The organism is Bradyrhizobium centrolobii (assembly GCF_001641635.1).
GTDB classification, from domain to species: Bacteria; Pseudomonadota; Alphaproteobacteria; order Rhizobiales; family Xanthobacteraceae; genus Bradyrhizobium; species Bradyrhizobium centrolobii.
Genome location: NZ_LUUB01000089.1, coordinates 18,857 through 31,032 on the forward strand (window position 1 = coordinate 18,857; position 12,176 = coordinate 31,032).

The window sequence follows — 12,176 nt, forward strand, 5'->3', positions numbered from 1 at the left end:
GGCCGTGGAGCAGGCGCTCCAGGAGCTTGCAAGCGCCAAGGAATATCGCGCAAGGGTCGAGGCGGCGCTTTACGAGCAACTGGTATCGTTCGATGCCTTGTCCGTCGCCGAACTTGACTGTCGGCGTCACCTCGTCCTTGACCGGCTCGCAGCCAAGATCGATTCGACACGCCAGACGATCGATGATGGGCAACGAGCTCAAGCGCAGGCCGAGGCAGCGGTCTCCGAGAAGCGGGCCCACTGGACGAAATGTTCGACGGCAACACACAAATGGGAACAGATCGAGCGCGATGTTATGCGCGCGGCCGATACCGATTCGGAGGTCGCAGCCGAGATGGAGGCCGATGATGAGGTCGTGCTTCGGTCTCGGGGCTTCCGTCCCCAGCTAGCAGGCGCCTCAATCTGATGGTTGGTTCTCTTGAGGTCGCGCGAACGTGCCGTCTTGTAGAAACGCCTCCGGTACGTCTTGGGGGTGGGCACGCCCCATTCAAGCCGGCACTAACTCTGTCCCGCGACGTCGTTTCGTGGCTCAACGAGATTGCCGCCGTCCGCATGCCTTTGCCGACCCGGCTTGGCGATAGGCCGCTATCCGTGCAAATGAAGCGGGTCGTCTGGCAGCAGGAGCCTTCTGCCATACCGATGCTTGACTGCTTTTGGGGCGTCGGAGAGGAGACCATGGTCTTGTCGCTGCCCCGTCCGCTGGTGGAGGGGCTGATTTCGACACTCCAGAGTGGCCTTACCCTCCCTTCCGAGCCAAGTTGCTCGCTCGTTCTCGAATCTGCACTTGAACCGTTGCTAACTGGACTGGAGATCCGGACACAGCAAAATGTGCAGCTTATCCGTGTGGGGCAAGCGACCAGGCCTGGTCCTTATCTGGAATTCGAGATCACCTACGGCGCGTCGAAGGGCAAAGCTCGCCTGTTCCTATTCTCGCCCCTTGACGGTCCGGTACCGCCCGCGTTCCGCGCGTTAGGCGAGGTGCTCGGACAGGTACCGCGACAAAGGAGCAAGCTCTTCACCGAACTGCCAATTATAGTTGCGGCAGAGATCGGCTCGCTCCGCGCTACGGCCGCTCTTCTTCGCGAAGCACGAGCAGGCGATGCTTTGTTGCCGGACGTTATACCCTTTGCGCGCGGTCAGATGTTCCTCACTGCGGGCCGCTTATCGGCCGCGGCTGATTTTGTGAGCGATCGCCTGATCCTGCGCGGGCCATTCCGGCTGCAGCCGTACCCTCTGGAGTGTGCATACATGACGACACAATCCGAATCGCAGCAACCTCCATCGGAGGCAGATCTCGACGATCTCGAGATCACGCTTGTCTTCGAATGCGGCCGCTGGTCGATCGCGCTGGGAGCATTGCGGAATATCGGCGAAGGCCATGTGTTCGAACTTAATCGACCGGTCGACGGCCCAGTTGATATCGTTGCTAACGGCCGGCGAATCGGTCGTGGCGACATCATCCGTATCGGCGATGAACTGGGCGTCAGACTCCGTGGCAGGTTGGCGGGCAATGACTGACATCCAGCCGGCAATCCTGCCGCTTCTTGCGGTTACAGCCGGCCTCGGCTTGCTGGCGTTCGCCGTCGTTACAACCACCGCATTTGTAAAGATATCCGTCGTTCTCTTCCTCGTTCGCAATGCCCTTGGGACCCAGTCGGTACCGCCGAACATCGTTCTATACGGCGCGGCATTGATCCTTACCGTCTTTGTCAGCGCGCCAGTCATTGAGCAGATCTATACGCGCATGACCGGCCCGCAACTCCACTACAAAACGTTGGATGATTGGATGGCCGCCGCTAAGGAGGGGCGCGAGCCGCTGCGCGAACACCTCAAGAAGTTCACCAGTGAAGAGCAGCGGCAGCTTTTCCTATCCTCGACCGAACACGTCTGGTCCGAAGAAATGCGGGGCAACGCCACAGCTGATGATTTTGTCATTCTTGTACCATCTTTTCTAATCTCGGAACTCAAGCGTGCCTTCGAAATCGGGTTTCTACTTTATCTTCCCTTTATCACCATCGATCTTATCGTAACGACAATTTTGATGGCGATGGGCATGTCGATGGTGTCCCCAACCGTGATATCTGTTCCCTTCAAGCTCTTTCTATTCGTCGCCATCGACGGTTGGTCGCGACTCATGCACGGCCTAGTACTGAGTTACACAACACCGGGAGGTTGAGCATGAACGAAGCCAGCATTGTCGCAAACATGGGCCAATCACTCGTAATTTTCATGATCTGGGTTCTTCCACCGCTCACCGCTGCGGTCATTGTCGGATTGGGCATCGGCATCATCCAGGCTGCGACACAGCTGCAGGATCAAACCTTGCCACTGACTGTGAAGCTTCTGGTCGTTGTCGCGGTGATCGCTCTATTTGCTCCAGTGCTGAGCGCCCCGCTCATCGAACAAGCCGAGCAGATTTTCACCGAGTTTCCCGCACTCACAGCGAGATAGTCGCATACCGCAGATCTAAGGCGTGTCACCTGCTGAGACCCAAGGTCTGACCCATGGCGCCATCGAGCTCCTTATTGCGGCGGGCCTTGGTGCGGCGCGCGCTGTCGGCATTATGTTGGTTCTTCCCGTATTTTCGCGGCCGCACATCAGCGGGCTGATCCGCGGCTGCTTCGCAATTGCGATCGTACTACCGTACGTGGCGCAAATCAGCGCCGGCCTGCAGGCGCTAGATTCGGATACACGTCTCATCAGGGTCGCGCTCCTGGGTTTCAAAGAGGTGCTCGTCGGCCTATTGCTCGGTATTTTGCTCAGTATCCCACTATGGAGCATCCAAGCGGTCGGCGACACCATCGACATGCAACGCGGCATCACCAGTCAGGTCGCATCGAACGACCCCGCGACGCATAGCCAAGCTTCCGCGACGGGACTTTTGCTCGGCATCACTGCGGACACGATCTTCGTTCTATCCGGAGGTCTGCAGACTATGATCAGTGCTCTTTATGGAAGCTATCTGATCTGGCCCATATATCGGATGCTGCCTGGCCTGACCGTGCAAGGGGCAATAGAATTTTTAGAAGTCCTCGACCATATCATGCACACGACGCTACTGGTCTCTGGACCCGTACTGGCCTTCTTACTTCTCATTGACATATCAGTCATGATGCTTGGGCGCTTTGCGCCGCAAATCAAGCTGAACGATCTCGGCCCGAACATCAAGAATATCGCCTTCGGGATCATCATGGTCTCCTACACCGTCTATCTCATTGAATACATGAAATCGGAGATCATTCTGTCGGACGGCGTGGTCGAGTGGTTTGAGAAGCTTCTGAAATGAACGAGACGACCGAAGAGAAGGAGCTCCCTCCCACTCCCAAGAAGCTTCGCGATGCACGCAAGAAGGGGCAGAGCCCGCGTACCGCGGATTTCGTGAGTGCGGTCAGCGCTTGCGTCGGTCTCGGCTGCCTCTGGCTAAGAGCTGGCCTCATTAAGGACGAGTGGCATCAAGCGATACGACTGGTCGATAAGCTGCAGCGTCAGCCGTTTCACATCGCGGTCGAACGGGCGCTGGGCGGTTTGATCGAACTTGCTGTGGCGACCGTTGGCCCATTCCTCGGCACTACGGTCGGCGCTGCCATTTTAGCCGGGTTCCTGGCCAATGGTGGACTAACCTTCTCTTTCGAGCCGCTCAAACCAAACTTGGAGAAAATGGATCCCATCAAAGGGCTGAAGCGGATCGCGACTATGCGTTCGCTAATCGAACTCGGGAAGACGCTAGTTAAGATATTCGTTCTTGGTGCGAGCCTCCTTCTCACCATCATCGGCAGTTGGAAGGCGCTGGTGCACTTACCGGCCTGCGGTATGGACTGTTTCGGCGTTGTCTTTACGGAGGTCAAACTGCTGATCGGGATTGCTGTGGGTGCTTTTCTGATCGGGGGATTGACCGATCTCCTGATCCAACGCTGGTTGTTTTTACGCGACATGCGTATGACAAAGACGGAGGCAAAGCGCGAGTCCAAGGAAATGCAAGGTAATCCGGAGGTGAAACGTGAACACCGTCGGCTCCGTGAGCAAGCGGCGAATGAGCCTCCGCTCGGCATTCATCGCGCCACATTGATCTTGGTGGGGCAGGCGATGTTGGTCGGACTCCGCTACGTTCGCGGCGAGACCGGCGTGCCAGTCTTGGTTTGCCGCGGCGAGGGAGAAGCTGCATCAGTGCTGCTTGCCAAGGCACGTACGCTGCGCCTCTGCATTGTCCAGGACCACGTCCTGACGCGTCAGCTCATCCACAACGCCAAGCTGGGGAATGCTGTTCCTGCTCAGCATTTCGAGGCGGTCGCGAGAGCGCTCTATACCACCGGCCTTGCCTAGATCACAGTTCGAATGAAGCCGCATTCGCATCATCGAAAGAGGCGTTGTTATTATCGGGACGGCTGTGCATCGGTGGTGCCCATTGGGGTGGCTTGTGACGATGCCCTGCTGTTAGTTCCTCGTTCCAAGTTGCTGTTGTCACCGGTCCCGAAGGTCCTGTATGTTGCAACGGGATGGGCCGCGCGGTCGGAGTTGCTCGGCCCGACAGCCTCATTGTCAAGCAAGTCGCGCGGATCGTTGATCATGACCCCCAGATTGTTGCGGATCGAACAGCCAAGCGTCTGGTCGAAAGAATTGTCGTTAACTGAAGGGCCAACGATCGAAAGCGATGGACAGACCGGAGGGTGTGCCTGATAGACAATCGCCTCGATTCTCACGGTGAACGCGTCGTTCTGATCGATGCTGGGGCCGTAGAGGCGGATATTGGGCGCGTCGACGCCCATTGCGCGCGCTTGACTAGCAACCTGCGCTCCGAGCTGGGGAGAGCCGATGATGTTGAGATGAAGGGCATCACGCCGACCGTGACTGGTACTCGCAATGAAATCCCGCAGACGATACCGCTCGGCACCGCGAAGGCTCTCTAACAGCAAGATGTTCTTCTCCTGCTGGATCAGGATCGCCTGTGCAGTCGGCTCGACATAGTTTGGTGCAGTGCTTGTGCAGCCGCCCACACTCGCCGTCAGAGCGATCAAGCACAAGGGTCGCAAAGTCATTCGGCGTTCCTCATTTGATGATAAATCCGGCACCCGTCGCGCCTGGCACGTCGGTGCGGGGAGCACCACGACCTCGCGGCGGACTTGCTAGCGTGTTCGTCAGAGTGCGCTCTACGTCTGAGGGCGGCCCGACGCGGTCAGTGGGGGCACTCATCTTGCTCAGGTTCGATGCCGGCCGCACGACATAAGGCGTGACGATGATAACGAGCTCCGTCTCCTCCTTTTGAAATGAGGACGAGCGAAACAGCGCGCCGAGGATCGGTACATCGCCGAGCCAAGGAAACCTAGCAATATCAGTGTTGAAGTTCCGTCTTATCAGTCCACCGATTGCAAAGCTTTGACCGCTGGCGAGCTCGACCACGGTGTTGGCACGGCGCGTGGAGAGAGCAGGCACGGACATGCCATTGATGCTGACCGCGCCCTGTGTCGATAATTCGCTCACCTCAGGCTTTACGCGGATGTTGATTTGATTGTTGCTTAGAACGGTCGGGATGAACTCCAGGCTGATGCCGAATTGGCGGAATTCTACCGACACTTGCCGGTTCTCCTGCAAGACCGGAATGGGAAATTCGCCGCCGGCCAAAAAGCTGGCGGATTCACCTGACATCGCGGTGAGATTCGGTTCAGCGAGTACGGAAGCAAGGTGCTCGTTGGCGAGCGCATCGAGAACCGCGCCGACGCCGATATTACCAGCGCCAAATCCGATTCCTACCTTACCGCCGCCGTTAGGCGTGTTGGAACTACAGCCACTGCCGCTGAGCAAGCCGACGCTGAAGGCGCCGTTTTGACCGAAAGCGCAAAGGTTGATGTCGAGCTTCTTCATCGCGCTTCGGGAGAGCTCCGCGACGCGCACGCTAAGATTGACCTGCAGCGACCCGGCCACCAGGATCTTATTGATGACCGTCGCGCCGGCACCGAGAAATTGCTGAGTTACTCTCATCGCGGTATCCACGACCTCGGCGTTGGGCGCTGTACCGCCAAGGATCGCGCCGGCCGGCGTGTAGCTGACCTTGATCGGATAGTCGCCGACCTGGGCCTTCAACATGGCACGCAGATCCTCGATTGGTTGCGCGACGACAACACGCAATTCGACGAGAGCCTCTCCGTTGTCATTCAAGGCGAACAGACTTGTCCGCCCGGATTTCTTGCCAAAGACGAAGATCGTTGTGTTCTTGGGCGCCTGATAGTCCGCGATCGTCGGGTCGGCAACAAAGATGCTCGCCGCCGGCCCGGGCAGATGAATTGTCTTGCCTAGCGAGGAGGAGAGGTTCAGCGTGCCGCTGACTTTGCCAGTAGCCGCATGCGGCGATCCCTGTCTATTGTCCGGCTCCGTCTGGGCTGCAGCAGCAGTTGGCGATAGAAGAATCACCGCGCATAGGAGATAGGAAAAACAACGAAGAACGATTGACCAGGGGGAGGTAACGGCGTTCGACTCTGGATCGTCGCCAGAACGACTATTAGGAACGACCTTCAAGGCAGGCTTTGCTTTCAAGTGCGATTGACTAGGCTGCCGATGCAGCGCCATTCAATTCAAGGATATATCCGATGCCCCGCGCAGTCTTGATCTTTAACGTTGCGCCGGATTGACTCAAATGTCCGCGCAAACGATAGATTCCAACTTCAAGCGCATTGGTCGAGACCTCGTCGTCGAACGCATAGAGGCTATCCTCCAGTGAGGCACGTGACACGGTGCGGCCTGCGCGGCTGAGCAGATGCTCAAGAATGCACACCTCGCGGCGCGCGATCTTTAGCGGCCGACCACCAACGGAAACTTGGCGGCCGATCGGATCGAAATTGAGGTTGCCAAATGTAACGACGGGGGTGGTCATTTGCGTTGATCGCCGGAGAACGGCGCGCATCCGGGCGATGAGTTCATCGGTAGACACGGGTTTGGGCAGGAAGTCGTCCGCACCACCGTTGAAAATTGCGATCCGCCTGCCAAGATCGTTGAGGCTACTCATCATGATAGCCGGCATCGAATGTCCGTCGCGCCTCAATTGCTTCAGCCAATCTAAGCCGCTTCCATCCGGAAGCGCCAACTCGAGAAGGAGAATATCATAGCAAGCGCAGCCAAACGCGGCCGCCGCTTCATCCAAAGTAGCTGTCACATCAACTGCGAAACCACAATCCAAGAGCTGTCCTTGGACGGCGTGCGCAAAGTCCGCATGATGATCGACCAGTAGGATTCGCATTTCTCCGCCTCTTATCAAGTCACGCTAAGCCACAACGGTCATCACCGCCGAATATGAGCCGCGCCAATTGAACAGTCCCGTTTCCACATAGATGTCGGAAGCCGGGATCAGATCAGCACACAAGGGCGGGATAACGACCAACTTGATCCGATCCGGTGTTCGCCGATTGGCGCTTTCAATGGCCTGCTGTCGATCAAATACGTCCTTTCCGACGGCCGTTGCGACCTTTGTAGCGGTACGTAGATCGCGATCAGGGCAAGGAAGTCCTGGCCATGGCAGCTCATCGCGCATCTGTGCGCCAGTCGCGGCGACGCTTCCGATCGTCGGACCGGCCATGGCGATATCAATGTCTGCAGCAGGCGCAGTGGAAACCAAAGTACAAGACAGATGGCTGCACTCGCAGCTGACCGACAAGAGACATCGACATTAGGAGCTCTCGATGTTGGCCTTGAAGCCGCGGCTAACCCTGGTGTGGCATCGACGATCTGGTGCATCGCTCAGTCATGAAAAGATGCGAGTTTGCCGGCGCGGAGGAAGGTGATCGTACCCTTAGGTGGCCGATGATCGGTCGCTAACTCAAGCCGAAACAAACACTGCGCTGCGGCTACACGAAGGGAACCTCGATGGACGGTGAGCTACAAGTCGCACGCCGGCAAGCCCGACATAAAGTCATGTCGAGTACGCCCCGATGCTACGGCCCATCGCGGATATCGGACCATTGGCGGTCCGGTTCGGCAGCGGTGTCCTGGCGCATGTGGGTTGGGCTCCTTCGTCGCCGGCACGGCGAAACGATCGGATGTCGAACTTCGACTAAGATTCCCTTCTCGTCCGGCAAGGGTGACGCGAACACAGCGGGCCCTGATCTCGAACTGCTCATCCGTTTCCGCTTCCAAGGAACGGCGGTCGCGCTTTCTCCGGCCCAGAGAACAGGTCGATGACGGGGCTCCTGGAAGCACTGGACGAACTTCAGTTCAATGGAATCCAGCGGTGCGAGATTAAGAGCTTCAGATGTTCGCAATTCTGGTTCCCTGTCTGGAAGGCACCACTTCGTTTAGTATCCTACAATCTAGCGTTACGTGCGATTCAAGCCCCCTCGATGGCCCGTCGTATTGAATGTACAAAGGTTGAGAACAATCATCGCCATTTCTCAACGCTGCTTGCGCGAAACAGAGAGTGCATTAACGGGCGCTGAGTTACACGGTTCCGTTTCATCTATATAAGGTGATGAAACGCGACAGTACCATCACAGCCCTTCGTTCCAGGGTATCCTTTGAATTGCGGGGCGCGAGTTCTTCATCAAAAACCGCCCTTGAAGCGAGATCTCATTTGCCCGTTGGCTGGAAGGATGCTGTCGCCTATGCTCGATGTGCTACTCGTCGTATTTCGTCACCTCCGCTCTTCGCGTAGACGGCAAGTGCGTAGGTGGGCGCGTGTCGGCTCAATTGTGGATCATCTTGCACGGGCGAGCCACAAGAGCAATTTTGTATCAGAAGCAGAAGGGATCAAATTGCTTGTTCTCCAACGAAGTGGCTCTGGATGGAGAGGCGCGATCGCGCCGTTGCGCTATCCTTTCACGAGCTGCGTACTGCCTCTTACCGGAGCTCGCAAATCTCTCACTATCGACACATATCAGTGGAGACGTCTGAAATCTCCAGACTATCGAGCCCTTCGCAGTTGGTTGGATGTTACGACGTCACGGTCTAGCGTCCGCGCGCAAAAGGAAGGCGCTCTGATACTTTCGATGTCGCCACTGGAACGGATGCTTCGAGGCTGACACAGCGTGCCTAGTGCACCAAGAGTTCCAAAGATTAAAGGCTACGCATTCCTCTGCACCGGGGCTGGATGATGACCGGCATTAGTCGACCTGGGAAGTCGCACATTTCGGACGTTAGAGCCGACGGCACTGAGGGCGCGGAGGGCTCTGCCGCTGAATCAGGTCTTGGCCCCGGAGAAGGCCGTCGATCGTTCAGTTCTGTCCTGGAGCGAATGCGCTCTGAGCCTCGAGATTTAGAGTCGTCCTCGTCGGCCGTGAAGAACCTTCCAAGCCATTGAGCGTGAGTCAAATTTTGGAGCGGAGCGAGTTTTGAGATTGCAAGCTATCGGGCTTTGAGGGCGCAAAAGCTTGCAATTTCATTTTCAGGATTGAACGAAGCCGCTGGCGCGGCATTGAGTTTGTTGCTGGAGTGGGGAGTGCCAGTAACCTTCCTCACTCTCGGCAGGCGGTGGTTCGAATCAATAGACACCGTGCGGTTGGATCGACAACGATGGCGACCAACAACATCGCGACACATCCAAGGGACGATGCCGGGGCGACTTTCCGCAACGCCGTCGCACCCGTTGAAGGCCGCTGTCGGGGTCCTCGCGCCAAGGTTGTCACGAGTGACTTTTCCGCCACGCCTAACCCATTGACAGCACATACGCTCAACAACCTACTTTCCCCAATTAGCAACATTCGTGCCATATCGCGCAAGTTGTGCACGCGTTTGCGCCTGGCGATCGTCGACGATTATCGGCGTTGAAGCTCGCCCGTTGCTCGGGCGTGGCAGCGGTTCGTTCAATCCGGCTTCTATGAGGTCGCACGCCCGACCGAGCGCGCGGCTCCGCGCCTGCCTTGCGACCTCACAGAACCCTCAAGATTCCGTCGAATCGCGCGTCGTGATTCCGTGGTGGCATCGGAGGGGACGATGAAGCCAAAGGAACGACGCGACAGCGGGCAGGCCGATCTTCTGCGTTCCCGGCTGGACGCGATCATCGATATGGGCCACCCGCTTGTGAAGCTTTCGCGGACGATCGACTGGTCGTTCCTCGAGCAGCGGCTCGGGGCGGTCTATGAGGACAAGCCGGGCCGGCCGCCGCTGCCGACGCGGCTAATGGCCGGATTGGCCATTCTCAAGCACACCTACGACCTCTCCGACGAGGTGTTGTGCGAGCGCTGGGTGGAAAACCCCTATTACCAGTTCTTCTGCGGCGAAGAGTTCTTCCAGCACCGCCTGGTGTTCGATCGCTCCTCGCTGACGCGCTGGCGCCAGCGCATGGGCGAGGAGAAGCTGCAAGCCCTGCTCCAGGAGAGCCTTGCAGTCGCCACCAAGACCGAGGCGATCAAGCCGTCCGATCTCAATCGCGTCATCATCGACACCACGGTGCAGCCTAAGAACGTGATGTTCCCGACCGACGCGCGACTTCTGAACCGCGCCCGCGAGATCCTGGTGCGGCTCGCCAAGGGCGCCGGCATCAAGCTGCGTCAGTCCTATGGGCGGGTCGGCAAGTTCGCGCTGATCAAGCACCAGCGCTATGCCCATGCCAAGCAGTTCAAGCGCGCCCGCCGGGCCTTGAAGACGCTCCGAACCTATCTCGGTCGCGTCATCCGCGACATTGTCCGCAAGCTTGAAGGCAACGTCGACGTGCTCCATGAGATCGCGCTCGGCCGCATGCTGGCGCTGGCGCGACGGGTGCTTGGCCAGAAGCAGCACCAGCGTGGACCGAAGGTCTACTCGCTGCACGCCCCGGAGGTGGAGTGCATCGGCAAGGGCAAGGCGCACCGGCCCTACGAGTTAATGGCATGGACCACGCCCGCTCTCAGCGGCAACGTGGAGCCCGGCGGGGCAGCAGCAGGAGCGCAAGCCATGTCGAATACGAACATTGTCACAATCGGTATCGATCTCGGGAAGAACACATTCCATGTCGTTGGCCTCGATGCCACAGGCGCAATCACGCTACGCAAAAAGCGGTCGAGAAATCAGCTTGACCAGTCGCTGGGCAATGTTCCGCGTTGCCTGATCGGAATGGAGGCGTGTGCAGGCGCACATCATCTGGGGCGCAAGCTCGAGAAATTAGGTCACCAAGTACGGCTCTTGCCGGCACAGTACGTCAAACCATACCTCAAGGGTCACAAGAATGATTTTCGGGATGCTGAAGCGATCGCCGAGGCCGCTCAGCGGCCGACAATGCGGTTCGTCCCACTGAAGTCGGCCGAACAACTTGATTTACAGGCACTCCACAGAGTTCGCAGTCGACTGGTGACGCAGAGAACGGCGGTCATCAATCAAATCCGGGGCTTTTTGCTTGAGCGAGGGCTACCAGTGCGGCAGGGAGCGGCAGCACTCCGATTGGCGCTCCCCCAAATCCTCTCGATGCCTTCGGAAAGCCTGTCGCCTCAGGTGGTTCGGCTCATCCAGGACTTGGCCGAGGACTGGCGCTATCTCGACCGTCGCGTCGCGTTAGTCACCAAGGAGATCAACAAGCTCGCGGAGCAAGATGCGCATTGTCGCCGCCTGATGAGTGCGCCAGGCATCGGGCCGATCATCTCAAGCGCGATGATCGCCGCGATCGGAACTGGTGATGCGTTCCAGAAGGGCCGCGACTTTGCGGCATGGCTTGGTCTGGTACCGAAACAAATCTCGACCGGTGATCGAACCATTCTCGGTCGCATATCAAGACGCGGCAACCGTTATCTACGAACATTGTTCATTCAGGGAGCCAGAGCCGTACTGCTGAGGCGCCAAACCTGGGCCAGGCACGGCTTCGGAGCCTGGCTGGAGGCAGCATCGAAGCGGCTCCACTCGAATGTACTGGTTGTCGCCCTGGCCGCAAAACTCGCGCGCATGGCCTGGAGCATGCTCGCAAAAGGCCGTGACTACGAAGCGAGTTTCCTGGGCCACACTGCATAGGACGCCCGACCCGGGAAGGAAGACTCACGATCCAATCGGAATAGCACACCATCCCGCCGAGGTTTGCGAGACGGAAAGGACGAATGGAGAAACGGTTCCACCGACACTTCTGAAGCCTGGTTCGACGCCATGGCCCTTCTTGAGGCCGGCGAGTTATTGAGGACAGAAGTGCGCGGATATCCATAATGGCTCGGGGCGACAGCCTCAAATCGAAGCCGGATAGATTGGCGCAAACCGCTTATCCTTTGTCGATTCCTCTTGCAACGCGGGCGTGGTCCATAGAT

The 12,176-nt window shown here is 58.0% G+C and carries 11 protein-coding genes and 1 pseudogene; 8 read left to right on the top strand and 4 right to left on the bottom strand.

Translation table 11 applies throughout. The features are described 5' to 3' along the window. Positions 1–4: 4 nt before the first annotated feature. The 6 genes from AYJ54_RS32160 (at position 5) to AYJ54_RS32185 (ending at position 4,320) form a co-directional block, all read left to right on the top strand. Positions 5–406, top strand: a complete 402-nt coding sequence (locus AYJ54_RS32160; RefSeq protein ID WP_347337240.1) for a hypothetical protein — start codon at positions 5–7, stop codon at positions 404–406. Positions 407–675: 269 nt separating this feature from the next. Then, positions 676–1,518: a type III secretion system cytoplasmic ring protein SctQ gene (gene sctQ, locus AYJ54_RS32165; protein ID WP_347336762.1), complete on the top strand. Its 843-nt coding sequence runs from the start codon at positions 676–678 to the stop codon at positions 1,516–1,518. After that, positions 1,511–2,176 carry a type III secretion system export apparatus subunit SctR gene (gene sctR, locus AYJ54_RS32170; RefSeq protein ID WP_063680229.1) on the top strand — a complete coding sequence of 222 codons (666 nt, stop codon included), beginning with the start codon at positions 1,511–1,513 and terminating at the stop codon, positions 2,174–2,176. Before sctQ ends, sctR begins: the two co-directional genes overlap by 8 nt. Before the next feature lie 2 nt (positions 2,177–2,178). After that, positions 2,179–2,451 carry an EscS/YscS/HrcS family type III secretion system export apparatus protein gene (locus tag AYJ54_RS32175; protein ID WP_063680228.1) on the top strand — a complete coding sequence of 91 codons (273 nt, stop codon included), beginning with the start codon at positions 2,179–2,181 and terminating at the stop codon, positions 2,449–2,451. 22 nt (positions 2,452–2,473) lie between these two features. Beyond that, positions 2,474–3,286, top strand: a complete 813-nt coding sequence (sctT, locus tag AYJ54_RS32180; RefSeq protein ID WP_063680227.1) for a type III secretion system export apparatus subunit SctT — start codon at positions 2,474–2,476, stop codon at positions 3,284–3,286. Further along, positions 3,283–4,320, top strand: coding sequence for an EscU/YscU/HrcU family type III secretion system export apparatus switch protein (locus tag AYJ54_RS32185; protein ID WP_063680226.1), 1,038 nt, complete (start codon positions 3,283–3,285; stop codon positions 4,318–4,320). Before sctT ends, AYJ54_RS32185 begins: the two co-directional genes overlap by 4 nt. Before the next feature lie 50 nt (positions 4,321–4,370). Here AYJ54_RS32185 and AYJ54_RS32190 read toward each other — a convergent pair whose 3' ends face one another. The 4 genes from AYJ54_RS32190 to AYJ54_RS32205 are packed head-to-tail and all read right to left on the bottom strand — an operon-like array spanning position 4,371 to position 7,561. Continuing rightward, complete coding sequence (locus tag AYJ54_RS32190) at positions 4,371–5,033, bottom strand: CpaD family pilus assembly lipoprotein (protein ID WP_063680225.1); 663 nt, start codon at positions 5,031–5,033, stop codon at positions 4,371–4,373. Positions 5,034–5,043: 10 nt separating this feature from the next. Continuing rightward, on the bottom strand, positions 5,044–6,507 hold the full coding sequence (locus AYJ54_RS32195) for a type II and III secretion system protein family protein (RefSeq protein WP_063680224.1): 1,464 nt from the start codon (positions 6,505–6,507) through the stop codon (positions 5,044–5,046). Between the two features lie 28 nt (positions 6,508–6,535). Continuing rightward, positions 6,536–7,225 carry a response regulator transcription factor gene (locus AYJ54_RS32200; RefSeq protein WP_063705414.1) on the bottom strand — a complete coding sequence of 230 codons (690 nt, stop codon included), beginning with the start codon at positions 7,223–7,225 and terminating at the stop codon, positions 6,536–6,538. Positions 7,226–7,249: 24 nt separating this feature from the next. Then, entirely contained in the window at positions 7,250–7,561 is a 312-nt protein-coding gene (locus AYJ54_RS32205; RefSeq protein ID WP_063680222.1) for a type 1 periplasmic-binding domain-containing protein, read from the bottom strand. A gap of 2,348 nt (positions 7,562–9,909) precedes the next feature. Here AYJ54_RS32205 and AYJ54_RS49985 point away from each other — a divergent pair. Then, positions 9,910–10,827: pseudogene (locus AYJ54_RS49985) on the top strand (IS5 family transposase); the annotation flags it as partial. 21 nt (positions 10,828–10,848) lie between these two features. Continuing rightward, positions 10,849–11,892, top strand: a complete 1,044-nt coding sequence (locus AYJ54_RS49990) for an IS110 family RNA-guided transposase (RefSeq protein ID WP_063705421.1) — start codon at positions 10,849–10,851, stop codon at positions 11,890–11,892. Positions 11,893–12,176: the final 284 nt, after the last annotated feature.

Coding starts and splice junctions, on each gene's coding strand:
- sctR (WP_063680229.1), top strand. CDS start 1,511: ATGACTGACATCCAGCCGGCAATCCTGCCGCTTCTTGCGGTTACAGCC.
- sctQ (WP_347336762.1), top strand. CDS start 676: ATGGTCTTGTCGCTGCCCCGTCCGCTGGTGGAGGGGCTGATTTCGACA.
- AYJ54_RS32185 (WP_063680226.1), top strand. CDS start 3,283: ATGAACGAGACGACCGAAGAGAAGGAGCTCCCTCCCACTCCCAAGAAG.
- AYJ54_RS32190 (WP_063680225.1), bottom strand. CDS start 5,033: ATGACTTTGCGACCCTTGTGCTTGATCGCTCTGACGGCGAGTGTGGGC.
- AYJ54_RS32205 (WP_063680222.1), bottom strand. CDS start 7,561: ATGGCCGGTCCGACGATCGGAAGCGTCGCCGCGACTGGCGCACAGATG.
- AYJ54_RS32175 (WP_063680228.1), top strand. CDS start 2,179: ATGAACGAAGCCAGCATTGTCGCAAACATGGGCCAATCACTCGTAATT.
- AYJ54_RS32200 (WP_063705414.1), bottom strand. CDS start 7,225: ATGCGAATCCTACTGGTCGATCATCATGCGGACTTTGCGCACGCCGTC.
- AYJ54_RS49990 (WP_063705421.1), top strand. CDS start 10,849: ATGTCGAATACGAACATTGTCACAATCGGTATCGATCTCGGGAAGAAC.